The 23,864-nt window shown below is 75.6% G+C and carries 21 protein-coding genes, 1 pseudogene and 1 riboswitch; of the genes and pseudogenes, 8 read left to right on the plus strand and 14 right to left on the minus strand.

All coding sequences use genetic code 11. The features are described from left to right. Positions 1 to 82: 82 nt before the first annotated feature. Both aceB and ACYP53_RS19170 read left to right on the plus strand, forming a co-directional pair. Positions 83 to 1,693 (plus strand): malate synthase A, encoded by a 1,611-nt coding sequence (gene aceB, locus ACYP53_RS19165; RefSeq protein ID WP_459648228.1) that lies wholly within the window; start codon positions 83 to 85, stop codon positions 1,691 to 1,693. Positions 1,694 to 1,722: 29 nt separating this feature from the next. Beyond that, complete coding sequence (locus ACYP53_RS19170) at positions 1,723 to 2,589, plus strand: 3-hydroxybutyryl-CoA dehydrogenase (protein ID WP_459648229.1); 867 nt, start codon at positions 1,723 to 1,725, stop codon at positions 2,587 to 2,589. A 54-nt stretch (positions 2,590 to 2,643) separates the two neighbouring features. On the opposite strand, the gene ACYP53_RS19175 is transcribed toward ACYP53_RS19170, so the two are convergent. From ACYP53_RS19175 to ACYP53_RS19210, 8 genes are all read right to left on the minus strand, one after another. Then, positions 2,644 to 3,468 carry an ECF transporter S component gene (locus ACYP53_RS19175; RefSeq protein WP_459648230.1) on the minus strand — a complete coding sequence of 275 codons (825 nt, stop codon included), beginning with the start codon at positions 3,466 to 3,468 and terminating at the stop codon, positions 2,644 to 2,646. Then, the gene (locus ACYP53_RS19180) at positions 3,465 to 5,108 is read right to left on the minus strand and encodes an ABC transporter ATP-binding protein (RefSeq protein ID WP_459648231.1); all 1,644 of its coding nucleotides are present in this window, start codon (positions 5,106 to 5,108) and stop codon (positions 3,465 to 3,467) included. Before ACYP53_RS19180 ends, ACYP53_RS19175 begins: the two co-directional genes overlap by 4 nt. Further along, positions 5,105 to 6,307 (minus strand): CbiQ family ECF transporter T component, encoded by a 1,203-nt coding sequence (locus ACYP53_RS19185; RefSeq protein WP_459649787.1) that lies wholly within the window; start codon positions 6,305 to 6,307, stop codon positions 5,105 to 5,107. Before ACYP53_RS19185 ends, ACYP53_RS19180 begins: the two co-directional genes overlap by 4 nt. A gap of 10 nt (positions 6,308 to 6,317) precedes the next feature. Then, positions 6,318 to 7,400, minus strand: coding sequence for a hypothetical protein (locus ACYP53_RS19190; protein ID WP_459648232.1), 1,083 nt, complete (start codon positions 7,398 to 7,400; stop codon positions 6,318 to 6,320). Beyond that, positions 7,397 to 8,935, minus strand: coding sequence for a prenyltransferase/squalene oxidase repeat-containing protein (locus ACYP53_RS19195; RefSeq protein WP_459648233.1), 1,539 nt, complete (start codon positions 8,933 to 8,935; stop codon positions 7,397 to 7,399). The genes ACYP53_RS19190 and ACYP53_RS19195 overlap by 4 nt, the downstream gene beginning before the upstream one ends. A gap of 380 nt (positions 8,936 to 9,315) precedes the next feature. Then, positions 9,316 to 9,795 (minus strand): flagellar hook-length control protein FliK, encoded by a 480-nt coding sequence (locus ACYP53_RS19200; protein WP_459648234.1) that lies wholly within the window; start codon positions 9,793 to 9,795, stop codon positions 9,316 to 9,318. A 29-nt stretch (positions 9,796 to 9,824) separates the two neighbouring features. Next, entirely contained in the window at positions 9,825 to 10,904 is a 1,080-nt protein-coding gene (locus tag ACYP53_RS19205) for a peptidase (protein ID WP_459648235.1), read from the minus strand. A 101-nt stretch (positions 10,905 to 11,005) separates the two neighbouring features. Further along, positions 11,006 to 11,125, minus strand: a riboswitch (cobalamin riboswitch). Between the two features lie 123 nt (positions 11,126 to 11,248). Further along, the gene (locus ACYP53_RS19210; RefSeq protein WP_459648236.1) at positions 11,249 to 12,781 is read right to left on the minus strand and encodes an FAD-dependent monooxygenase; all 1,533 of its coding nucleotides are present in this window, start codon (positions 12,779 to 12,781) and stop codon (positions 11,249 to 11,251) included. A 238-nt stretch (positions 12,782 to 13,019) separates the two neighbouring features. Here ACYP53_RS19210 and ACYP53_RS19215 point away from each other — a divergent pair, with 238 nt between their 5' ends. Then, positions 13,020 to 14,075, plus strand: coding sequence for an NAD-dependent epimerase/dehydratase family protein (locus ACYP53_RS19215; protein WP_459648237.1), 1,056 nt, complete (start codon positions 13,020 to 13,022; stop codon positions 14,073 to 14,075). Positions 14,076 to 14,109: 34 nt separating this feature from the next. Here the strand turns inward: ACYP53_RS19215 and ACYP53_RS19220 are convergent, their stop codons facing one another. Together ACYP53_RS19220 and ACYP53_RS19225 are read right to left on the minus strand one after the other, a co-directional pair. Further along, on the minus strand, positions 14,110 to 15,246 hold the full coding sequence (locus tag ACYP53_RS19220) for a sensor histidine kinase (RefSeq protein ID WP_189914160.1): 1,137 nt from the start codon (positions 15,244 to 15,246) through the stop codon (positions 14,110 to 14,112). After that, a complete protein-coding gene (locus tag ACYP53_RS19225) occupies positions 15,243 to 16,076 on the minus strand; it encodes a response regulator transcription factor (protein WP_459648238.1) in 834 nt (277 codons plus the stop codon). The genes ACYP53_RS19220 and ACYP53_RS19225 overlap by 4 nt, the downstream gene beginning before the upstream one ends. A gap of 189 nt (positions 16,077 to 16,265) precedes the next feature. Here ACYP53_RS19225 and ACYP53_RS19230 point away from each other — a divergent pair. The 3 genes and pseudogenes from ACYP53_RS19230 to ACYP53_RS19240 all read left to right on the plus strand — a co-directional run. After that, positions 16,266 to 16,991 (plus strand): annotated as a pseudogene (locus ACYP53_RS19230) (glycosyltransferase family 2 protein); the annotation flags it as partial. Between the two features lie 96 nt (positions 16,992 to 17,087). Continuing rightward, a complete protein-coding gene (locus ACYP53_RS19235) occupies positions 17,088 to 17,615 on the plus strand; it encodes a DUF2064 domain-containing protein (protein ID WP_229928428.1) in 528 nt (175 codons plus the stop codon). Further along, entirely contained in the window at positions 17,612 to 18,280 is a 669-nt protein-coding gene (locus ACYP53_RS19240; protein WP_189914162.1) for a class I SAM-dependent methyltransferase, read from the plus strand. Before ACYP53_RS19235 ends, ACYP53_RS19240 begins: the two co-directional genes overlap by 4 nt. Positions 18,281 to 18,342: 62 nt before the next feature. Here ACYP53_RS19240 and ACYP53_RS19245 read toward each other — a convergent pair whose 3' ends face one another. From ACYP53_RS19245 to ACYP53_RS19255, 3 genes are all read right to left on the minus strand, one after another. After that, the gene (locus tag ACYP53_RS19245; protein WP_189914163.1) at positions 18,343 to 19,011 is read right to left on the minus strand and encodes a cytochrome b/b6 domain-containing protein; all 669 of its coding nucleotides are present in this window, start codon (positions 19,009 to 19,011) and stop codon (positions 18,343 to 18,345) included. Beyond that, positions 18,953 to 19,666, minus strand: coding sequence for a molybdopterin-dependent oxidoreductase (locus ACYP53_RS19250; RefSeq protein ID WP_459648239.1), 714 nt, complete (start codon positions 19,664 to 19,666; stop codon positions 18,953 to 18,955). The genes ACYP53_RS19245 and ACYP53_RS19250 overlap by 59 nt, the downstream gene beginning before the upstream one ends. A gap of 64 nt (positions 19,667 to 19,730) precedes the next feature. Next, positions 19,731 to 21,098, minus strand: a complete 1,368-nt coding sequence (locus ACYP53_RS19255; RefSeq protein ID WP_459648240.1) for a hypothetical protein — start codon at positions 21,096 to 21,098, stop codon at positions 19,731 to 19,733. A 222-nt stretch (positions 21,099 to 21,320) separates the two neighbouring features. Here ACYP53_RS19255 and ACYP53_RS19260 point away from each other — a divergent pair, with 222 nt between their 5' ends. After that, positions 21,321 to 22,409, plus strand: a complete 1,089-nt coding sequence (locus ACYP53_RS19260) for a molybdopterin-dependent oxidoreductase (protein WP_459649788.1) — start codon at positions 21,321 to 21,323, stop codon at positions 22,407 to 22,409. Next, positions 22,406 to 22,882, plus strand: a complete 477-nt coding sequence (locus ACYP53_RS19265) for a hypothetical protein (RefSeq protein ID WP_459648241.1) — start codon at positions 22,406 to 22,408, stop codon at positions 22,880 to 22,882. Before ACYP53_RS19260 ends, ACYP53_RS19265 begins: the two co-directional genes overlap by 4 nt. Here the strand turns inward: ACYP53_RS19265 and ACYP53_RS19270 are convergent. Then, entirely contained in the window at positions 22,848 to 23,705 is an 858-nt protein-coding gene (locus ACYP53_RS19270; protein ID WP_459648242.1) for an S-methyl-5'-thioadenosine phosphorylase, read from the minus strand. The two genes, ACYP53_RS19265 and ACYP53_RS19270, sit on opposite strands and share 35 nt — an antisense overlap. Positions 23,706 to 23,864 lie beyond the last annotated feature (159 nt).

The raw sequence follows: 23,864 nt of genomic DNA on the forward strand, positions 1-23,864 counted from the left end.
CCGCCCGGGGCCTCGTTGAGGGACGAGGCCCCGGGCGCCTTCCACCTGCCTCCCACCCTGCCCCCGCCTCCTGGAGAACCGGATGAGCCAGCCCAGCCGCGTCGAGATCCTCGGAGAACCCGAGGACCGCTTCGACGAGATCCTCACCCCCGCCGCCCTGGACTTCGTGGCCCGTCTGCACGAGGCCTTCGCCGCCCGCCGCGCCGAACTCCTCGCGGAACGCCGTCGCCGTGCCGCGGCCCTGGCCGCCGGCGGCTCCCTGGACTTCCTCCCGGAGACCCGCGCCGTCCGCGAGGACTCCTCCTGGCGGGTGGCCGGTGCGGGCCCCGGCCTGCACGACCGCCGGGTGGAGATAACCGGCCCGCCCGAGCGCCGGATGACCGTCAACGCCCTCAACTCCGGTGCGAAGGTGTGGCTCGCGGACTTCGAGGACGCCACCTCGCCGACCTGGCACAACCTCGTCTCCGGCCAGCTCAACCTGATCGACGCGATCGAGCGCCGGATCGACGACACCACCCCGGAGGGCCGGCGGTACTACATCGGGGACACCCCGGCCACCATCGTGGTCCGCCCGCGCGGCTGGCACCTGGACGAGCAGCACCTCCTGATCGACGGCCGCCCGGCCGTCGGCGCCCTGGTCGACTTCGGCCTCTACCTGTTCCACTGCGGCCGGCCGCAGATCGCGGCCGGCTCCGGACCGTACTTCTACCTGCCCAAGCTGGAGAACCACCTCGAAGCCCGCCTCTGGAACGAGGTCTTCACCTTCGCCCAGGCCGAGCTCGGCATCCCGCACGGGACGATCCGCGCCACCGTCCTGATCGAGACCGTCACCGCCGCCTTCGAGATGGACGAGATCCTCCACGAGCTGCGCGAACACGCCGCCGGTCTCAACGCGGGCCGCTGGGACTACCTGTTCAGCCTGATCAAGAACTTCGCCCAGCACGGCCCCCGGTACGTCCTGCCCGACCGCTCCACCCTCACCATGACCCAGCCGTTCCTGCGCGCCTACACCGACCTGCTGGTGCGCACCTGCCACCGGCGCGGCGCCCACGCCATCGGCGGCATGGCGGCCGCGATCCCGCAGCGCGACCCGGCCGCCGACGCGGTCGCCCTGACCAAGGTGCGCGCCGACAAGGAGCGTGAGGCCGGCGACGGCTTCGACGGCTCCTGGGTCGCCCACCCCGGCCTGGTCGACACCTGCCGCACCGCCTTCGACGCCGTCCTCGGCGACCGCCCGCACCAGCTCGACCGCACCCGCACGGACGTCGAGGTCACCGCCGCCCACCTGCTGGGCGTCCAGCGGCTCACCGCCGGGCTGCCCACCGAACAGGGCTTGCGCGCCAATGTCGCGGTCGCCCTAAGCTACCTGGTCGCCTGGCTCGGCGGCTCCGGCGCGGTCGCCGTCTTCGGGCTGATGGAGGACGTCGCCACCGCCGAGATCGCCCGCTGCCAGATCTGGCAGTGGCAGCACCACTGCACCCGGCTCACCGGCGGCTCACTCGCCACCCCCGACCTGGTGCGCCGGCTGATCGACCGGGAACGCGCCGCGCTGCTCGCCGAGGGCTGCGACCCGGCACGGGTGGACGACGCCGTACGCATCCTGGAAGAGACCTCCCTCGGCGCCGACCTGCCCGCCTTCCTCACCACCGAGGCCTACGCCCGCCACCTCGTACGGATCCGCACCGCGGCCTGAGCCGCCCCACCACGGAGGCAGTGCACACCATGAACGAGATTCGCCGCGTCGCGGTCGTCGGCGCCGGGCTGATGGGCTCCGGCATCGCCGAGGTCTTCGCCTGCGCCGGGCTCGACACCGTCGTCTGCGAGAACGGCCGGGACGCCCTGCGCGCCGCCCGGGCCAGGATCGACCGCTCCCTGCACCGCGCCGTCGACCGGGGCCGGCTCAGCGAGCGCCAGCGCACCGACGCCTGGGCCCACCTGCTGTTCGCCGACGACCCGGAGGCGCTCGCCGACCGCCAACTCGTCGTCGAGGCCGTGGTCGAGGACGAGCGGGTCAAGACCGAGGTGCTCACCACCCTGGACAAGGTCCTCGTCGACGAGGACGCCGTGCTGGCCACCAACACCTCGGCCATCCCGGTCACCCGCCTGGGCATCACCACCGGCCGGGCCTCCCACGTCCTGGGCCTGCACTTCTTCAACCCCGCACCGGCGATGCCCCTGGTCGAGCTGGTCACCTCGCTGCACACCTCCCCCGCCGTGGTCGGCCGGATCGAGGACTTCGCCGCGAACGTCCTCGGCAAGCACGTCGTCCACTCCCGGGACCGGGCCGGCTTCGTCGTCAACGCCCTGCTGGTGCCCTACCTGCTCGCCGCGATCCGGATGGCCGAGGCCGGGCACGCCAGCCCCGAGTCCATCGACGCCGGCATGGTCCACGGCTGCGCCCACCCCATGGGCCCGCTCGCCCTCGCCGACCTGATCGGCCTGGACACCGTCGAGGCGATCGCCCGCTCGATGTACGAGGAGTACAAGGAGCCGCTGTACGCCCCGCCGCCGCTGCTCTCCCGCATGGTCGAGGCGGGCCTCCTCGGCCGCAAGAGCGGGCGCGGCTTCCACGTCCACCGCACGGGCTGAACCGCCCGGCCACCGCACCCCGGCGGACGCGCGGGTAGCGCGTCCGCCGGGGTGTCAGGCCGTTCCGGGCGCGTCCGGGACCTCGAAGCGTACGGTCGGCTCGAAGCGTACGGTCGGCTCGAAGTTGGCGCGGCGGGCCGCGCGGCGGAAGACGGTGAGGACGGCCGGTCCGACGACCAGGACGGCGGTGAAGGTGGTGACGGCGCGGCCGGTGTCCCAGCCGAGCGAGGTGGCCAGGTCGAACAGCAGGTAGCGGTGCCACTGCTCGGTGAACGGCAGGCCGGGGAGGTAGGCGATGGAGCTGTTCGGGTCGGTCGAGAACGGCCAGAAGGAGAGATTGAGCAGGAAGCCGAACAGGTAGCCGGAGAACGCCCCGTAGGCCGCCAGCATCGGCACCTCCCAGCGGCGCCGCCGGACCTTCGGCAGCAGGCCGGCGAGCATGCCGACGAAGGCGCAGCCGAACATCTGGTAGGGCATCCAGGGGCCGACGCCGCCGGTGAGCAGGGCGGAGGCGAACAGCGAGGTGCAGCCGAGAGTGAAGCCGAAGCCGGGGCCGAAGACCCGGCCGGCCAGGACGAGGATGAAGAAGACGGTCTCCACCCCGGCCGTCCCGGCGCCGAGCGGGCGGAGTCCGGCGTTGACGGCGGAGAGCACGCCGAGCATGGCGAGGGCCTTGGCGTCGATGCCGCCGGCCGAGATCTCCGCGATCACGACGGCGAGCACCAGGACGAGCAGGGCGCCGAAGATCAGCGGCGGGGCGTAGTTCGAGCCGAACTTCCCGGGGGCGACGACGAAGGGCCAGGTGAAGGCGGTCAGTCCGATGAAGGCGGCGAGGGCGACCACGACCCGGGCCCGGCCCGGGATCCGGACGGCGGTCATCGGGGGGTCTCCCCGGTCTCCAGCACTCCGGCGACCTGACGTACCGTCAGATAGGCCAGGGGCGCGAGGATCTTGGCCGTCTGCGGGGCGAAGGTCGGTGAGGCGACGATGACTTCGGCAGTGGGGCCGTCGGCGACGACCTCGCCCTCCGCCATCACCACGACCCGGTCGGCGGCGGAGGCGACGAACTCGACGTCATGGGTGGACACCACGACGGCCCGGCCCTCGGCGGCGAGGGCGTCCACGATGCCGGTGAGCGCCTCCTTCGCCTGGTAGTCGAGCCCCCGGGTGGGTTCGTCCAGCAGCACCACCCGTGGTGCGGCGGACAGTTGGATGGCCAGTACGAGGGCCAGCTTCTGCCCCTCGGAGAGGTCCCGGGGGTGGGTGCCGTCCGGGATGCCGGGGGCGAGGCGGTCGAGGATCTGCCGTGCGCTCGGCCCGCCGGTGCGGCCGGCTTCCAGGTCGCCCTGGGCGAGCTCCTGGGCGACCGTCTCCAGGTACAGCAGGTCCGTGGGGGTCTGCGGGACGAGCCCGACCAGCTGCCGGGCCCGGGCCGCGGAGAGCCGCTTGGGGTCCTCGGGCTTCTCGCCCTCGGTGCCGGTGACCTTCACGCTGCCGCCCTGGCGGGGGCCGGAGCCCTGCAGGGCCCACAGCAGCGAGGACTTGCCGGAGCCGTTGCGGCCCATCAGCGCGGTGACCTCGCCCGCCCGCAGTTCCAGCCCGACCTCCCGGACGGCGGCCACCGGACCGTACCGGACGACCACCCCCTGGGCGTCCAGCACCCGTTCCCCCGCCACCGCTGCCCGGCGCGGCGGGGGAACGGGCACGTCGGTGAGCCGCTCCCGCAGCGGCGCGGCGGCGCGGCGCGCGTCCCGTACGGACAGTGGCAGCGGCTGCCAGCCCGCGAGCCGGCCGAGGTCGACGACGGGCGGCGCGATCGCGGTCTCCCGGAAGACCTCCGCCGGCGGCCCGTGCACGACGGTCCCGTCGCCGGGCAGGTGGACGACCCGGTCGGCGTACTGGACGACGCGCTCCAGCCGGTGCTCGGCGAGCAGCACGGTCACACCGAGGTCGTGCACCAGCCGGGTGACCGCGGCCAGCACCTCCTCGGCCGCGGTCGGGTCGAGCGCGGAGGTCGGCTCGTCCAGGACCAGGACGCGGGGGTGGGCGGTGAGGACGGACCCGATGGCGACGCGCTGCTGTTGCCCGCCGGAGAGCTCGTACAGGGCGCGGTGGCGCAGCTCGGCCAGGCCGAGCAGGTCCAGGGTCTCCTCGACGCGCTTGCGCATGACCTCCGGCGGGATGGCCAACTGCTCCATGACGTAGGCCAGTTCCTCCTCCACCGTGTCGGTGGTGAAGCCGGCCTGCGGATCCTGGCCCACCACGCCGACCACGTCGGCCAGTTCGCGCGGCGGGTGGTGGGCGGTGTCCCGGCCGTCCACCGTGACCCGGCCCCGCAGGGTGCCGCCGGTGAAGTGCGGCACCAGGCCGTTGACGGCGCCGAGCAGGGTCGACTTGCCGACGCCGGTGCGGCCGACCACCAGGCAGAGCTCGCCCTCCGGGATGTGCAGGTCGACGTCGCGCAGGACGGGCGTGGTCTCGCCGTCGTACACCACGCCGACCCGGTCGAATCGGATCACGTGCTCACCTCGGAGGTCGTGCGGTCGGTGCCGGTTCGGCGGGCGTCGGTTGCTCGTTCCGGCGTACGCCCGGGCGGCGGGGAGACGATCCCGGCGGCGCCCGCCAGCAGCAGGGCGAGCACCGGGACGAGCGGCAGCGCCGGCCAGGTCAGCGGGTAGAGCGAGGGGTTGAGGTCGGTCGCGTCGTAGCCGACCGTGGCGAACAGCAGCACGGCGGCGGCCACCCCGCACCCGGCGACCGCCCACTCGGCGGCCCGCCAGCGGTCCGGACGGTAGGTGGTGCGCCGCACCCGGCGCCCGCCGAGGACGAGACCCGCCGTACAGAGCACGGCGCCCGCGACGAAGGCGGGCAGCCCGAGCGCGGCCGGGGCCGTCCCGTCCAGCAGCCCGTACACCCCGGCGCACAGGCCGCACATGCCGAGCAGCATCAGCGCGCCGGTGAGCCGGCGGGAGCGGCGCGAGGCGGTGCCGGAGCGGCCGTAGCCGCGCGAGTCCATCGCGGCGGCCAGGTGCAGCGAACGCTCCAGCGCGTCCTCCAGGACCGGCACCACGATGCCGCGCAGCGCGCGCACGCCCTTGCGCTGCCCGGCGCGCAACCGGCGTGCCCGCGCGACGCGTTGGACGCTCTGCACCAGCTGCGGCGCGACGCTCAGGGAGACCGTGACGGCGACGCCCAGCTCGTACAGGGCGCCCGGCAGCACGCGCAGGGCCCGCTTCGGGTTGGCCAGGGTGTTGGCGGCGCCGATGCAGCAGATCAGGCAGGCCAGCCGCAGCCCGTCGAAGGCCGCGGAGAGCGTGGCCTCCAAGGACACCGGGCCGCCGATCCGGATCCCCGCGTACCAGGCGGGCGTGGGGATGTGCGGCAGCGAGAAGAGCAGGTGGTCCTGCGGGGTGATGCCGGTCGCGAAGACGCACCGGAAGACCACCCGGATCGCCACCACGGTCAGGGCCAGCCACAGGTAGTAGGCGAACCCGCGCGCCCACGGGGCTTCGCTGCGGCGGGCGGTGACCACGTAGCCGAGCACGGCGAGGACGAGCAGGAGCAGCAGCGGGTTGGTGGTGCGGCTGGCCCCCGTCGCCAGGGCCAGCGCCCAGGTCCACCAGGCCAGCGGGTGCAGGTTGCGCGGGCTGCGCCGGCCTCCCCCGGTCCGCTCGTCGGGCACGGTCACGGTGTCGGGCACGGTCCGCTTGTCGAGCACGGTCACGCGATCACTCGGCCCGTCGGCGGCGGCGCGCGGTGACGACGGTGGCCACGCCGAGCGCCACGACCAGGACGGCGCCGACCACGGCGGGGAGCATCGAGCCGGAGTCGTGCGGGGCGTCGGCCACCGGGGCGGCGTCCATCACCCTGCCGGGCACCGCGGGGCCGGGCGTCGGCGCGGCCGCCGCCGTTTGCGGGCCGGGCTGCTCGCTCGGGGTGTCCGTGGGCGGCGCGGCGGACGGCTCGACCGGCACCACGGTGGCGGGCACGGGCGCCGGCTCGGGCGCCCCGGGCGGGGTGATGCCGTCCTCGGGGGTGGCGGCGGTGCCGGGGGTCGTGGCGGGCGCGGGCGGACGGGCTCCGCCCGGCTGGGGCTTGGCGGGGGCCGGGGCGCGGCCGGTACCGCCGCCGGAAGCCGCCCCGGCGCCGGAGCCGGAGCCGCCGGTCGTACCGGTGGCACCCGTCGACCCGCCGCCCGCCGGCGGCTGGGGTGGCTGAGGCTGCTGGGCGCCGGTGCCCGAGCCGCCCGGCGTGGTGTCGTGGGCGCGCAGGCTGTCCGGCGAGACGGTCGGGCGGCCCTCGGTGCCCTCGATGTTCGTCCCGCCGAAGATCCACAGGTCGACGCTGCCGGGCTTGGGCTGGTAGAGCATCGCGCCCAGCTGGCTGTACGACCAGGTGGACTGCCCGGGGTCGGCGTGCCAGTACGACCAGTAGGCCGTGGCCGGGGGCGTCAGGACGCACTTCTCCTGGTCCGGGGTCGGGAACTGCTTGCCGCCCTGGAAGCCGCTGTACCCGATCCGGCAGATGAACGCCGGGCCGTCGTGGCTGGTGCCGGTGGTCTTCCAACCGCCCTGGTTGAGCAGGGCGTAGCCGGTGGTCGGGGTGCTCCCGCAGGAACGCAGCAGCGGGCCGCCCCACTTCCCGAAGTCCACGGCCAGCACCACGCCGGTGGTCGGGGTGCACTGGTCCATCGGCAGCGGCGCCGCGGACGCCGGGGCGGTGCCCCCCGCGACGCCGCCGCAGGCGAGGGCGAAGGTCAGCGCCGCCGCCCCGGACAGCCGCCCGGAGCGCGAGCCCGGTCCCCGGCTCACCGGTGCCGCCCCGCGGCGCCACCGGCCCGGCGACGGGCGACCAGGACGGCTGCGGCGCCGAGCGCGGTCAGCGCACCGGCGCCGGCCGTCAGCGCCAGGGCCTGGCTCCCGGTGCTCGCGAGACTGCCGGAACCGGTCCGGGCCGGCGCGCCGTCGGCGGGGGCTCGGCCGTCCCCGGCCGGGATGTCGAGCCCATCGGGCCAGGTCGAGGGCGAGGTCGAGGGCGAGGTCGAAGGCAGAGTCGAAGGCGACGTGGACGCCGGGGCGGGCGCCGTCGTCGTGGCGGAGCCCGTCGGGCTCGGCGTGCCCGAGGGAGTCCCGCTGGGCGTCCCGGTCGGGGTGTCCGTGGGCGTACCTGTCGGTGTACCCGTGGGTGTGCCGGTCGGGGTGCCCGTCCCGGTGGGCGTCGGCGTCGGCGTCGGCGTCGGTGTTCCGTTCAGGTTCCGGGAGAGCGTGCCGAAGGAGATGCCGGTCGCACCGCCGAGCGCCTGCGTCGAGGCCCGGACGTCCGATCCCCGCTGCCCCGCTGCGGCGACGTTGAACCCGCCGTCGCCGTTCTGCTGGCCCGCGAGGAAGTCCAGCGCCTTGCCGATCTGCGCACCGTACGAGGACTGGCGCAGCGTCATGGCCTGGACGGCGAGGGCGGCCGAGTTGGTCGAGTCCCCGGCCGCGCCGGGGAAGCCGCCGTCGGGCAGCTGCCGGGCGGCGAGCCAGCCGAGCCCCTTCTCCACGGCCTGGGAGGCCTCGCCTCCGGGCACCAGGGCGAGGGCCATCACGGCCATCGCCGTGCTGTCGACGTCGGAGTCGCCGGTGGCGGGGATCAGGCTGGGCCAGGAGCCGTCCGGGTGCTGGAGGCCCTTCAGGTAGGCAATCGCGGGGGCGGCGCTGGTCGACTCCCCGGCCCGGAGCTGGGCCATGACGGCGAGCGCCTGGGAGAACACCGAGGTCGCGTAGGTGTAGTTCCCCGGGGCGTCGCAGCCGGTGTTCGCGTCGGCCTTGGTGCACACCAGGCCGGCGAGGGCGGCGATCAGGTCGTGGCCGCCGAAGGCGCGCGGGTCGCGGCCGACCGCCTCGGCGAGCAGGGCCTCCTTGCCGATCGAGCCGCCGCCGGCGTACTCGGTGCCGATGGCCGTCCAGTCGTTGACCGTGCGCTCGCTGGCGTCCTTGCCCTGCTGGTCCAGGAAGTCGACGATCCTCCGCAGCGCGGCGTCGTCCGTGCCGGTGGCGGCGAGGGCGTAGGCGCCGTCGACGGTGAGGCCGAAGTCGGCGAACGCCGGGAAGCCCTCGTAGTAGCGGCCGTCGATCAGACGGGCCGGGTCGGTGAGGTAGGCGCTGCCCTTGGCGGCGTCGGGGGTCCTTCCGGCGGACGCGGCCGCCGGGGCGCCGTTGGTGGCGGTCGGCGCCGGGGCGGCGGTCGCGGCGCCGGCGTGCCCGAGCAGGACGGTGCCGCAGGCGGCGGCCGTGACGGCGCCGGCGGCCACCAGCGACGCGAGGTCCCGGTTCCTGTGACGTGTGCGACTGGTGCTGACCCTCACGACGACTCCCTGGTCGGTCGACGCGGGAGACAACGGCGCAGCCTGCGGTCACCCCGGGAAGGGGGGACCGCCCTGACCGCGTCGTAGTCCGCGACGACGCAAGTGCTCTGTGAACAGGCCCCCGGTCCAGGCATTCCGGCTCACCCACCGGGTGGTGGGCCTACGGTTGCGGGTCAGCGCCGGAGTCGGACCGGCTTCCCCTGAATGCCGAGGGCAAAAATCGTTTCATCAGACCACAGTGCTGGATTCGGAGTCAACGGACCGTCAGACCGCCGCCCCGGGCTCCGGCGGCACCCGCGTCGCCATGGTGCCGCCGGTCCGGAACGTCGGAGGGCGCGCCGGCGCCCCGGGACGGCCGAGAGCGTGCCGGCGGGCGGGTGTCAGGGCGCCGTGACGCCCGGCTGGGCGCCCGCCCCGAAGGACCAGCCCTCGACGTCGCCGGGCGCCGGGTTGTAGCTGCCCGCACCCAGATTGCTGTACGACCAGGGGCCGCCGTGCTGGGCGTGCCAGTACGACCAGTAGGCGCTGCCGGTCGGGTTGGTGCAGGTCGTCGGCAAGGCGTTGATCTTGCAGACGAAGCCCGGGAAGCGCGGGTGGAAGGCGTACGAGAATCCGGCGCCGGTCAGCGCGGCGAGCCCGCTGGCCGGGTCGCCGGGGGCGCAGCCGGTCTCGATGCCGCCGCCGACGGCGGTGAAGTCGACCACGACGGTGACCCCGGTCGTGCCGTCGCAGGAGGCGGCCCGGGCCTGCGGGGCCTGGACGGCGGAGACGCCGAGCAGGCCGGCGGTGAGAGCCGCGACGGCGGCGACGGAGCCGAGCGCACGGCGGGCCGCACGGGCCCGGGTGAAGGTACCGGTCATGAGTGAAGTCCTCCTGATGTCAGGCGAGTTCAGCGTGCGGCCGGGGCCGGGCAAGCGAGGGTGGGCGCGTCGGGGCGCGCCCCGGCGGCCGAGAGGGTGGCCAGCGGGGTGCCGGCCAGGCCGAGGACGGCCTGGGCGGTGGCCCGGGCACCGGTGGCCCCGTTGAAGCCGGACGCGTCGTAGGCGACCGCGCCGCGCGCCGCCGGGTCGGCGGAGCAGCCCTGCTGGAACTTCACCAGCCGGCTCCAGCCCTTGAGGCCGGTGCCGTAGTGCCCGCCGGCCAGCAGCGTCTGCGTTGCCAGGCCGGTGGTGTTGGCGTTGGAGGCGGTCGCCCCGGCCGCCGCGAAGCCGCCGTCGGCGTTCTGGTGGGCGGTCAGCCAGGTCAGGCCCGCGTTCGCCTTGGTGGTGCGGCCGGTGGCGGCGAGGGCCTGGACGGCCAGCGCGGTGGCGTCCGAGTCACTGGTGCAGGAGGTCTGGCCGAAGGAGACGGGGAAGCCGCCGTCCGCGCACTGGCTGTTCGCGAGGAAGTCCACGGCCGCCGCCGGGGCGTCACCGGGCGTACGGTGCAGGGCGATCAGGGCCAGCGACTGGCCGAAGGCGTTGCTGTAGTCGCCCCACTGCGAGCGGTCGGAGAAGCGGCCCTCGGCGGTCTGCAGCGAGCGCAGCCGGGCCGGCAGGTCGACCCCGCCGAAGCCCGCCGGGTTCCCGCCGCGCACCTCGACGGCCAGCAGCAGCTTGGCGGTGGCGCCCGCGTAGGCCTCGGTGGTGCCGTCGCCGAGGTAGCCGCTGATCACCTCGGGCTTCGCCAGCCAGGCGGTGGCCTTGGCGGCGGCCTGGTCGGAGCTGTGCGAGGCGGCGAAGGCGAGCACGGCGTCGACGGTCAGGCCCTGGTCGGGGTAGGCGGTGCCGTTGAAGACGGACTCGAAGTGGTCCCCGTCGACGAGCTGCCGGGCCAGCCAGCCGGCCGCGGCGGCGTCCGGACGGACGGTCCGGGACGACGTCGTGTCGGCCTGGGCGGCGGTGGCGGCCGGAAGCGCGGTGGCGAGGGCAAGGGCGGGTATCGCGAGCAGACCGAGCGGGCGGAGGAGGGTGCGGCGGAGCGCGGGCATGGAGTGCCTTTCCGGGCCTGGACGCAGGGGCCCGAAGGACGTCGGCAACGCGCCGGGGCAGCCCTCGGAGCTCCGGCCCGCAGACCACGACGGGAGGAGGGGACGACACACCTCCGCCGACGGGTACTCGGGCTCGCCACCGACGCGGGTCGGCGGCCTACCGTTGCGGGTCAGCGCCGGATTCGGACCGGACTTCCCCCGACGGCGGAGTCAGAACATGACGGCTCATCATGGCGAAACCGCAAAGATCCGGTCAAGGGATCGTGCGCCACATCACGGCATCGGTGACGGTTGGCCGGGGTGGGCCGGCGGGGCCCACCCCGGCGGTGGTTCGAAGACGGGCCCTACGCCCGCAGCAGCGCCTGGTAGGCGTGCAGCGGCGCGTCGTCGTCCAGTGGGGCGATCGCGGCGACGTAGCCGTCCGGGCGGACCATGATCCGGCCGCCGTTCGGCAGGCCGTAGCGGGCGGCCGCGTGGCCGTCGGGGTCCTGGAGCGCGGCGTCGTAGCCCGTCGAGGCAGGGGCGTTGGCGCCGACCAGGAGTTGACGTACCGTCAGACCTCTCACCGGTGCGGGTGCCGAGCCGTCGACCGCCACGGTGAGCAGCACGTGCTCGTGGGCTCCGGCGAGCGCCGCGCGCAGCTCCGGGCCGGCCGCGGGGAGGTGGTCACCGGCGTGCAGGTCGCCGCCGCCGCGGCCCCGGACCACGATCGGGCTCCTGCGGTACGCGACCGCGGTCTCCTCGGTGCGGTCGGCCATCGCCTGGCGGACCGGGGCGAGGCCGGTGAGCAGGTGCATCCCCTTGTTGCGCAGCTTCTGCGCGATCGGGTTGGCGAGGGTGGCGACCCGGGTGAGCGTGCCGGCGAACTGGATCACCTGGGCTCCGACCGGGTGGCGCTCCGCGTGGTAGCTGTCCAGTACGGCCGGGCCGGCCTGGCCGGTGCTGACGAGGGCGAGCTTCCAGGCCAGGTTGTGGGCGTCCTGGATGCCGGTGTTCATGCCCTGGCCGCCGGCCGGGCTGTGCACGTGCGCCGCGTCGCCGGCCAGCAGGACCCGGCCGACCCGGTACTCGGGCACCTGGGCGTGGTGCACTTCGAAGACGGTGAGCCAGCGGGAGTCGCGGATGCGGATCGGGCGCTCGGCGCGCTCGTCCACCACCTGCTGCAGCCACTCCCGGGTGGCGGTGCGCTGCTCGTCCGTGGGGATGTTCGCGATCAGTCGCAGCCGGTCCCCCTCCATGGGGAAGACCAGCAGCGGGCCGTCGTGCGGCGAGAAGAAGGTGTACATGCTGTGCGGGTCGAGGTCGTGGTCGGCGTTCACGTCGCCCATCAGGAACTTCTCGCCCTTGAACTTCCCGGCGAGGGCGCTGCCGACCAGCTTGCGTGCCTGGCTGTGCCCGCCGTCGGCGCCCACCAGCCAGCCCGTACCGGCGGCCTCCTGACGCCCGTCGGCGTGCTCCAGCACCGCCTGGACGCCGTGCTCGTCCTGCGTCAGGCCGGTCAGGGTCACCTCGCGCTCGACGGTGACGCCGTGACCGGCGAGCGCCGCGGTGAGGATGCGCTCGGTCTCGGTCTGCGCGACGGTCACCGAGTACGGGAACGGGCTGTCCACCAGGTCGAGGGCGATCCGGGCCACCACCTCGCCGTCCGCGTGCATCTCCATCCCCGTGGTCCGGACCCCGGCCCGGATCAGCTCGTCCACCAGGCCCAGCCGCTCGAACATCTCCAGGCTGCGGGCGTGCACGACGATGGCGCGCGACTCCGTGGTGGGCTCTGCCAGCCGGTCGACGATCCGCACCGGCACCCCGCGCCTGGCCAGCTCCAACGCGGCGGTCAGCCCCACCGGGCCCGCACCCACGACGATGATCGGGTCGCTCATCAGTAGTCCTCACGTTCGTGCCGACGACGACGGACCGGACGGACCGGTCGAACCGGACGGACCGGACGGATCGTCAACCACCTTGTGTGTCAGCTTGATCGGCGCGAAGCCTATCGATCACACGTGCGATCGCCACCCCATTTCCCGTACCCGGCGGGGAACGCCAGGCCTTACGGATCGCTGACGCCGTCCCGTGGCGACGGCCCGGTGGGCGGGCCGGCCGGTAGCGTCCCAGGTCATGAGGATTCTGGTCACCGGCGGCGCCGGGTTCATCGGTTCGACGGTCGTGCGCGCCCTGGCCGCCGCGGGCCACGAGGTCCGGGTGCTGGACGCGCTGCTGCCCGCGGTCCACCCGTCGGGGTCGGCTCCCGAGCTGCCGGCCGGCGTCGACTTCCGGCACGGCGACGTACGGGACGCGGCCACGGTGGAGCACGCCCTGGCCGGGGTGGACGCGGTCTGCCACCAGGCGGCGATGGTCGGCCTCGGGCTCGACCTCGACGACGCGCCCGCGTACGCCGGCTGCAACGACCTCGGTACGGCGGTGCTCCTGTCCGCGATGGCCCGCGCACGGGTGCGGAACCTGGTCCTGGCCGGATCGATGGTGGTCTACGGCGAGGGCCGGTACGCCTGTCCGGAGCACGGGGCCGTGGCGCCCGGTCCGCGGCGGCCGGAGGACCTCGACGCGGGCCGGTTCGAGCCGCCGTGCCCGGTGTGCGGGGCCCCGCTCCGGCCGGGCCTGGTGGCGGAGGAGGCGCCGGGCGATCCCCGGAACGTGTACGCGGCGACCAAGCTCGCCCAGGAGCACCTGGCCTCCGCCTGGGCCCGCGCCTGCGGCGGATCCGTCCTGGCGCTGCGCTACCACAACGTCTACGGCCCGGGCATGCCGCGCGACACCCCGTACGCCGGGGTGGCCTCGCTGTTCCGCTCGGCGCTCGCCCGCGGCGAGGCGCCCCGGGTGTTCGAGGACGGCGGCCAGCGCCGGGACTTCGTCCATGTCGACGACGTCGCGGCGGCCAACCTCGCCGCCCTGGCGGACGTCCGCGAGCGGCCGCCGGGCCACGCCCGGGCGTACAACGTGGGCAGCGGGGAGGTGCGCACCATCGGCGAGATGGCCCGGGCGCTGGCGGACGCCCACGGCGGGCCGGCGCCGGTGGTGACCGGCGAGTACCGGCTCGGGGACGTCCGGCACATCACCGCCGACTCCTCCCGGCTGCGGGCGGAGCTGGGCTGGCGGGCCCGGGTGCCGTTCCGCGCGGGGATGGCCGAGTTCGCCGCCGCGGCCCTGCGGGCCTGACCGCCCAGGGGCCTACCCCCCCCCGCGGCCCCGCCTACCCGCGCGCCGCCGGGAGCGCGATCTCGAAGCAGCAGCCCCCGGCGACGTTGTGCACCCGGGCCCGGCCGGAGTGGGCCTCGACGATGCCGCGGACGATGGCCAGGCCGAGCCCGGCCCCGCTGTCCCCGCCCTCACCGGGATCACGCCGCGGCGTCCGGGCGCTGCTGCCGCGCCAGCCGGTCTCGAACACCCGGGAGAGGTCCTGTTCCGGGATCCCTCCGCAGCCGTCGGTGACCGAGAGGACGACCTCGTCCACCTCCCGGCGGGCCGAGACCGCCACGACGCCGTCCTCGGGCGTCGAGCGGATCGCGTTGACGAGGAGGTTGCCCAGCACCCGGGTGATCTCGCGGCTGTCCACCTCGACCGGCTCGGCGGCGACCTGACGGCCCTCCAGCCGGACGCCGCGCCGGCGGGCCAGCGGGTGGGCGCCGGCCAGCGCGTCGTCGACCAGGTCGTAGACGGACACCCGGGACACCGTCAGGGACAGCGCGCCGGCCTGGATGCGGGAGAGTTCGAAGAGGTCGTCGACCATGCCGGTGAGCCGCTCCACCTCGGCGCGGATCCGCGTCAGGTACTGCTCCGGCTCGTCGGCCACCCCGTCCTCCAGGGCTTCGGCCATGGCGCGCAGCCCGGCGAGCGGGGTGCGCAGGTCGTGGGAGATCCAGGCGATCAGCTCCCGCCGCGAGGCGTCCAGCGCCTGCGCCCGGGCCCGGGACTCGGCGAGCCGGGCACTGGTGGCGGCGAGTTCCTCGCTGAGCTGGGCCAGTTCGAGCCCGAGGGGGTGGTCGGGCGCGGTGAAGCCGGTGTCGCTCCCGACCGTGCGGGCCGCCGCGGTCAGGGCGCGGCTGCCCGCCACCACCTGGCGTCCGAGCAGCGCGGCGGTGAGCAGCGAGACCACGGACGCCATGCCGAGGACGGTTATCACCACCCCGAGGTCGTGCCCGGACAGGAACATCGCCTGGGCGACGGCGAAAGTCCCGGAGGTGACGGCGAGGACGGTGACGACGGCCACGCAGAAGAGCGAGAGCGCCACCGAGCGCCGGCGCAGCAGCCGTACGGCCAGCCAGCCGAGCAGTCCGGCGCCGGTGGCGCCGAGCCCCGCGAACAGGGCGATCAGCAGGAGGTCCTTCACGCCGGGCCGTCCTTCTCGTCCGTCACGGGGCCGTGGCGACCGTCCGTCGCGGGGTCGTGGCGACCGTCGGTCATCGGGTCGCGGCGACCGTCCGTCGCGGGGTCGTAGCGGTATCCGACGCCCCAGACCGTGGTGATCAGGGTCGGTGCGGCGGGGTCGTCCTCGATCTTCTCGCGCAGTCGGCGGACGTGGACGGTGACGGTGGACAGGTCGCCGAAGTCCCAGCCCCAGACCCGCTGCATCAGCTCCTGCCGGGCGAAGACCGTCCGGGGGTTCCGGAGGAGGAACGCGAGCAGGTCGAACTCCCGCAGGGTGAGCAGGAGTTCACGCCCCTTGCGGTCGGCCCGGCGGGCCCGCGGGTCGAGCGTGATGTCCCCGGACACCAGCCGCACGGGGGCGGGCGTCGTGGCGGCGCCGGCGCCGGCGCGGGCGCGGCGCAGGACGGACTGGACCCGCAGGACGAGTTCCCGTGGGCTGAAGGGCTTGGTGACGTAGTCGTCGGCGCCCAGTTCCAGGCCGAGGATGCGGTCGGCCTCGTCGCCCCGGGCGGTGAGCATGACCACCGGGAGGTCGGCGCCGTCCTCGGTCGCGCGCAGCCGGCGCAGGATCTCCAGCCCGTCGATCCCGGGGAGCATGAGGTCCAGGACCAGGAGGTCGGGGCGGTGGGCGCGGGCCAGGTCGAGGCCCCGGTTGCCGTCGACGGCCCGGTCGACGTGGTGGCCGGCCCGGGTGAGGTAGCCGGCGACGACCTCGCCCACGGTGAGGTCGTCGTCGATCACCAGGATGCGGGCGGGGTCCGGCGGTGCGGCGGAGGCGGGGCTGTCGTTCACCCCGCCGAGGATACGAGTCGTGGGCCGTCCCGGGGTGCCGCACCGGGGTCGACGTTCGCGTTCCGTAAGATCGCGGCTCAAGCCGGACGCCGCTCCCTCCGGCCGAACACCGGCTTCCTCCGCCGGCGAGCTGACGTACGACTTCCGTAAGGGCGCGGTTCGGCCGCCACGGGCCCGCCCGCCCCTAGCGTGGCCGACGTGATCTCTCCGACTCCCCCGCTGCCACGTGCCGATCTGATCCTGCCCTGCCTCGACGAGGCCGAGGCCCTGCCCTGGGTGCTGCGGCGCGTCCCGCCGGGCTGGCGGGCCGTCGTCGTCGACAACGGCTCCCGTGACGGCTCCGCCGAGCTGGCCCGCTCGCTGGGCGCGACCGTCGTCGAGGAACCGCGACGCGGCTTCGGCGCCGCCTGCCACGCCGGGCTGCTCGCCGCCACCGCCGAGTTCGTCTGCTTCATGGACTGCGACGGCTCGCTGGATCCCGCCCAGCTGCCGCGGGTCACCGCCCCCGTCCTCGCCGGCGCCGCGGACCTGGTGCTGGGCCGGCGCCGCCCCGCGACCGTCGGGGCGTGGCCGCTCCACGCCCGCCTGGCCAACGCGTTCCTGGCCCGCCGGCTGCGGGCGAGGACGGGAGCGCCGCTGCACGACCTCGGGCCGATGCGGGCCGCCCGCCGTGACCGGCTGTTGGCCCTGGGCCTGGGCGACCGCCGCTCCGGCTACCCCCTGGAGATGGTCCTCGCCGCGTCGGCGGCCGGGATGCGGATCGCCGAGACGCCCGTGGACTACCTGCCGCGCGCGGGCCGCTCCAAGGTCACCGGCACCGTGCGCGGCACCCGGCAGGCCGTCCGCGACATGCGGGCCGTCCTGGCCGCACCGGCCCCGACCCTGCTGGTGATCGCCAAGTCGCCGGTCCCGGGGCGGGTGAAGACCCGCCTCACCCCGCCCTGCACGCCCGAGCAGGCGGCGGCGCTGGCCGAGGCCGCCCTCGCCGACACCCTCGCCGCCCTGTCCCGGATGCCGGCCGGACGGCGGCTGCTCGTCCTGGACGGCGCCGTCGGCGACTGGCTCCCACCCGGCTGGCAGGTCGTGCCGCAGTCGGGCGGCGGGCTGGACGCCCGGCTCGCGGCGGCCTTCGCGGCGGCCGCCGTCCTCGCCCCGGACGCGCCCGCCCTGCTGGTCGGCATGGACACCCCGCAGCTGGACGCCGCGCTGCTCGCCGAGTCCCTGTCGCCCGCCGGGCGTACGGGCGTCGACGCCTGGTACGGGCCGGCCGCCGACGGCGGGTTCTGGGCGCTCGGGCTGGCCAGGCCCACCGAGCGGCTGGCCCGGCGGCTGCTCCTGGGCGTGCCGATGTCCACGCCGGACACCGGGCGGGCCCTGCTCGACCGGCTGGCGGCGGAAGGCCTGGCGGTCGGCCGGCTCCCGGTGGTCACCGACGTGGACACCGTCCTGGACGCGCGGCAGGTCGCCGCCGAGGCCCCGGACGGCAGGTTCGCGGCCTGCCTGCGGTCGATCGGGACCGCCCGGGAGGTGGCGGGGTGACCGTCGCGTCCGAGGCGTGGGTGGACGACCCGTTCGCCGAGGCCGTCCGCGCCGGCCGGGGCCCGTTGTGGCTCCGCGGCGAGGACGGCCGCCGGATCCCGCTCGACGTCGAACGCTGGTGCGCACCCGCCGCCGGAGCCGATCACGGGCTGCTGCTGCGCTGCACCCGGCTGGCCGCGCCGGTGGTGGACCTCGGCTGCGGCCCCGGCCGGCTGGTCGCGGCCCTGCTGGGCCTGGGCGTGCCGGCGCTGGGTGTCGACGTGACCGGAGCCGCGGTGGCCCGGACCAGGAGCCTCGGCGGGCCGGCCCTGCGCCGGTCGGTGTTCGACCGGCTCCCCGCGGAGGGCCGCTGGGGTGGCGCGCTGCTCGCCGACGGCAACCTCGGCATCGGCGGCGACCCGGGGCTGCTGCTCGGCCGCAGCGCCGAACTCCTCGCCCCGGGGGCCGTGTTGCTGGTCGAGGTGGAGCCGGCCGAGGTCGACGAGCGGATCACCGTACGGGTCGAGGGCGCCGACGGGCGGGTCGGACCGCCGTTCGCCTGGGCCCGCTGCGGTGCGACGGCCACCACCCGGCGCGCGGAGCGGGCCGGGCTCGTCGAGACCGAGCGCTGGTCCTCGCACGGCCGGCACTTCCTCGCCTTCCGGAAGGCGGCCCGTCCGCGCTGACGAGAAGCGTCCCCCCGGTAGGCGCCCCCCCGGGCCGGAGGACGCCCGCCCGGGGGGACCCGCTACTCCCGCGCCCCCACGCGGTCCCCGCCCGGCACCGGCCACTGCGGGTGCTCCCGCTCGGCCCAGCGCCGGTCCACCAGCCCCGTCCGCATCCCGCGCCGGGCCTCCGGGTCCCGCAGGGCCATCCGGACGTGCCCGGCGGTCACCACGGCGATGGCCACCGCGAGCCAGTCGTGGACGAAGGTCGCGCCGGTCCGCCAGACCGTCGGCGTGAGGTGGGTGAACCACATCAGCAGGCCCGTGCCGAGGATCGTCAGCATGGCGCCGAGCGTCCACTGGGCGTAGAGCTTCTGCCCGGCGTTGAACTTCCCCGCCGGCCGGTGCGGCACCCGGGCCCGGGCCGCCCGCAGCCACTGCCGGTCCACGGGGTGGAAGCGGCTCAGCCTGGTCACGTCCGCCCGCACCGCCCGGAAGGCCAGCCCGAGCAGCAGCGGTACCGGCAGCGCCGAGCCGCACCACACGTGCACGGTGACGACGAGCCGCCGGCGCCCGACCAGTTCGGCCAGCGGCGCGAGGTAGAGGCAGGCGGCGGTGGCCAGGCAGATCAGCATCAGGCCCGCGGTGGCGCGGTGCACCCAGCGCTCGGCGCGGGTGAAGCGGAGCACGCGGTCAGGCGGTCGGCGCATCGTCACGTCCGTTCGAGCGGCCGACCCAGGCGTCGACGTCATAGCCGTTCTGCTCCCAGTACCCCGGCTCCACCGTGCGGGTGACGGTGATCCCGGACAGCCACTTGGCCGACTTGTAGAAGTACATCGGCGCCACGTACAGCCGCACCGGGCCGCCGTGGGAGTGCGGGATCGGCGCGTCCTGGAGCTTGAGCGCGACCACCACGTCGTCACGCCGGGCCTGCTCCAGGGTGAGGCTCTCGGTGTACTCGCCGTCGAAGCAGTCGAACCGCACCGCGGCGGCGCCCGCCCTGACTCCGGCGGCGTCCAGCAGGTGCGCCAGCGGCACGCCCTCGAACGGGGTGTCCGGCACCCGCCACCCGGTCACGCACTGCACGTCCCGGACGATCCGGCGCTGCGGCATCGCCTGGAGGTCGGCCAGCCGGTAGCTGCCGGGGCGGTCCACCAGCCCGTTCACCGTCAGGGTGTACGTGTCCGGGCCCTTGACCGGCACCGAGCCGACCACGGAGTAGTACCGGAAGCCGCCGCCTCCCGGCAGCAGGCCGGCCAGACCCGTCGGGTCCTTCCCGGCCACCGCTTCCTGGGCTCTCTGCAGGTACGGGCCGGCCACGGCTCCCGCCGCGCCGAGCCCGAGCAGGCCCAGCACCGTACGGCGGCCGACCGGCGTTCCCCGGTCCTCTTCGATCTGTTCGCTCACGCCGCCGATTCGACCAGCCGGGAGGCGGCACGGCCAGGGCCGGCGCCGGTCCGTCAGACTTCCGTCACTTCTCGGCGCCCACCGCCACGGCCGCCCGCCCCGTGCGGCGCTGCCGCAGCAGCGGGACCAGGAGGACGACGCACAGCGCCGTTCCGTAGGAGAGCTGCTGCGCCTCCTGGCCCCCCGTCAGGTAGAGCGCCTGCCCCGCGGCCGGGACGGCCAGCCACTCCCAGCGGCCGTCGAGCGCGACCATGGCGACCACCAGCAGCCCGTACCACGGGTAGGAGGGCGCGACGAGCAGCAGCGCCGTGCCCGTCACCAGCAGCGCCCCGGACCACGGCCGCCGCGGGTCGCCCCGGCGCAGGACGGCGGCCACCACCGCCGCGAGGACCAGGGCCGCCGCCCAGGGCAGCAGCCGGTCGGGCAGCACCAGCCGCAGCAGTCCGAACCGGTCGATGTGCCCCTGCTCGTAGCCCTCCTCCCGCAGGTAGCCCGGCAGGTAGCCCAGTACGGAGGTGCCCGAGGCCAGCACGTACGGCAGGTAGGACAGCGCGAAGGCGCCGAGCGCGGATCCGAGGAGCAGCACGTCGTTCCGGTCCGGGCGCCGGGCGAGCAGACCCGACAGCGCGCCCGGGAGGGCGAGGGCGGGCAGCAGCTTGGCCGCGACCGCGCCGCCCAGCAGGAGCCCGCCGCGGACGGCCCGTCCCCGCGCCGCCCGGCCCCGCACCGCGCCGCCCCGCACCGCGCAGCCCAGCCCGGCGACCGTGAGCAGGACGCCCAGCGTGTCCACGTGCGCGTCGTTGACCGCCCACACCGTCAGGCCCGGGAACCACCCCCACAGCGCGGCCCGCCACTTCTCCCGCCCCACCGCCAGCAGCAGCCCGGTGGTCGCCACCGCCAGGACCGCCCCGCCCGCCTGCACCCCGCGGACCCCGCCGCCGAACGGGTGCACCGCGAGGAACCACGCCTGCGCCACCGGCGGGTAGACGGTGTGCACGGCCGGCCGGTTGATCCGGGTGCAGTCCCCCGCCGTGGTGCGCCGCTCGTCCCAGCCCGCGCACCCGTCCCCCACCGGGAAGAGCCCCGGATCGCGCAAGCGCGCCAGCGCCGGATCGTCCGGGGTGCGGGCGTACGGCGAGATCCCGGCCGCCTGGACCCGGCCGTCCCAGACATAGCGGTAGGCGTCGTCGCTGGTGCGCGGCGGGGCCAGCAGCCCGACGGCGGCCACGGCGACGGAGCCGGCCAGGACCAGCGGCACCACCGCCCCGCCGGGCACCTTGCGCAGCAGCAGCACCGCGACGGCGAACAGGGCGACATCGAGGACGTACCAGCCGGCGAGCGGCAGGGCGGCGCTCCGGTCGACGGTCAGCGCCAGGGCGGTGACCAGGGCGGCGAGGGCGAGGAGGCAGGGCGGGACGGTACGGGAGATCACGCCGCCCACCCTCCCACCGGCCCGCCTCCCCGGCGCCGACGGCGAGGCCGCCGTTCGGAATCCGTAAGCACGTCGGAGCACCGGCTGGAGGTGCCGGGGCGCTTCGATGGACGGGTGGAAACCGAACCCGCCGACTCCGGCACTCCTGCCAGCCGCCGCCGCTACGACCCGCCGCTGCCCGCTCCCCCGGCGTTCCTGCGTCGCGGGCCGTTGCGGGAGGGGGTGTTCACCTCACCGCTGCACGAGCCACGGACCGTGGTCGTCCTCGGCCGCTGGCTGGGCGCGGCCCTCCTGGTCTGCTTCCTGACCGGCCTGACCAGCCATCTGCTCCAGGACCCGCCGGGCTGGCTCGCACCGCACCTGCCCGCGCGGCCGGTGAACGGCTACCGGGTCACCCAGGGCCTGCACGTGATCAGCGGCCTGGCCGCGATCCCGCTGGCCGGCGCGAAGCTGTGGGCGGTCTACCCCCGGCTGTTCGAGTGGCCGCCGGCCCGCAGCGTGCTGCACGCCCTGGAGCGGCTCGGCATCGCGCTGCTCGTCGCGGCCGTCCTGCTGGAGCTGTTCACCGGCCTGCTGAACACCCTGCAGTGGTACCCGTGGCCGTTCCCGTTCCGGCAGACCCACTTCTGGCTGGGCTGGCTGGCCACCGGCGGGCTGCTGGTCCACCTGGCCGTCAAGGCGCCGCTCATCGCCGCGCACTGGTGGCGCCGGGCGGTTCCCGCTCTGGCGCAGCGCCGCGCGTTCCTCGCGGCGACCACCGCCGCCGTCGGTACCGTCACCCTCGTCACCGCCGGGCAGAGCGTGCCCTGGCTGAGCGGCCTGGACCTGCTGGCCCCGCGCCGTCCCGACCTCGGCCCGCAGGGCCTGCCGGTGAACCGCACCGCCGCCCAGGCCGGCACGGTCACCGTGCCCGCCGACTGGCGGCTCCTGGTGGACGGGCCGCGGCCGTACCGGCTCACGCTCCTCGAACTCGGCGAACTCCCGCAGCACGACGTCGAGTTGCCCATCTCCTGCGTGGAGGGCTGGAGCGCCTCGGCCCGGTGGACCGGGGTCCGGCTGTCCGAACTGGTGCGGCGGGCCGGAGCCCCGCCCGGCTCGGCGGTACGGGTCACCTCGCTGGAGGCCGAGGGACCGTACCGGGTGATGGCGATGCCCGCACCGTACGTCGACGATCCGCTGAGCCTGCTCGCCCTGCGGGTCAACGGCGAGGTCCTGGCGGCGGACCACGGGTTCCCGGCCCGCGTCATCGCGCCGAACCGGCCCGGCGTCCTGCAGACCAAGTGGGTCACCCGCATCGAGGTGATCGTATGACCGCCACCGTCCGCGGCCTGCTCCTGGCCGCCGGCCTCGCCGTGATCGGCTACGGCCTGTACGGGCTGCTCGGCGACCCGTACATCACCGACCCGGTGGGGATCCTGGTCTGGGCGCTCGGCGGGCTGGTGATCCACGACGGGCTGTGGGTGCCGCTGGTGTGCCTGCTCGGCGCGTTCCTGGTGCGCGGGCCGGTGCTGCGCGGCTGGCTGGTCGTCGCGGCGGCCGTCACCGCCGTCGGCCTGCCGGCCGTCCTGCGCGCCGACGACGACCACGGCAACCCCTCGGTGCTGCCGCTGCCGTATCTGCGCAACTGGCTGCTGGTGCTGGCCGCCACCGCCGGTGTCGCGCTGCTGCTCGCGCTCGCCGGACGGTGGCGGCGCCGGGACCGGGCGGCCAGGCACCGGCCCCGGCCCGTCGGGCGCAGGCCCCGGCCCGTCAGGCGCCGGGCACCCCGGGAAGACCCGTCGTGAGACCGTCCAGGGCGTGACCGCACGGGCACTCCCGCACCACCGGAAGCCGCTCGACCGCCTTGAACAGCACCGTGCGCAGCCGGTCCACGTTGCGGGCGAACGCCTTCAGCACCTCGCCGTGGGTGACGCCCTCCCCGCTCTCCACCCCCGCGTCGAGATCCGTGACCAGGGCCACCGAGGTGTAGCAGAGCCCGAGTTCACGGGCCAGCACCGCCTCGGGGTGCCCGGTCATGCCGACCACCGACCAGCCGTTGGCGGTGAACCAGCGGGACTCGGCGCGGGTGGAGAAGCGCGGCCCCTCGATCACCACCAGGGTGCCGCCGTCCACCGGCTCCCAGGCCGCCTCCCGAGCGGCCTCCATCGCCGCCTGCCGGCCCGCCGGGCAGTACGGGTCGGCCATCGACACGTGCACCACCTCCGGCACCGTGCCGTCCGGCAGCGGCAGCCCGTCGTAGAAGGTCTGCACCCGTCCCGAGGTCCGGTCGACGAACTGGTCCGGCACCAGCAGCGTGCCCGGCCCGTACTCCGGCCGCAGCCCGCCCACCGCGCACGGTCCGAGCACCTGCCGCACGCCCAGCGAGTGCAGCGCCCACAGGTTGGCCCGGTAGTCGATCCGGTGCGGCGGCAGCCGGTGGCCGCGCCCGTGCCGGGGCAGGAAGGCGACCCGCCGCCCGGCCACCTCCCCCACGAACAGCGCGTCGCTCGGTTCGCCGTACGGGGTCTCCACCCGCACCTCGGTCACGTCGTCCAGCAGCTCGTAGAGCCCGGAGCCACCGATCACGCCCACCTCGGCACGCGGCAGGACGTCCTGGTCGACCGTCATCCCGGCCCACCTCTCTTCTCGTCTTCTCGGGAACAACCTCCCGGCCACTGTAGGAACGGACGGCGGCGGAACCGGTGCGGCAGACCTTACGAATCGTGAACGTCCGGCCGGGACGGCGGGACCGGCCCGACCGGTTCGCGAGGCGGCCGCGAATCGTCC

Source organism: Kitasatospora sp. Ki12, from assembly GCF_054601375.1.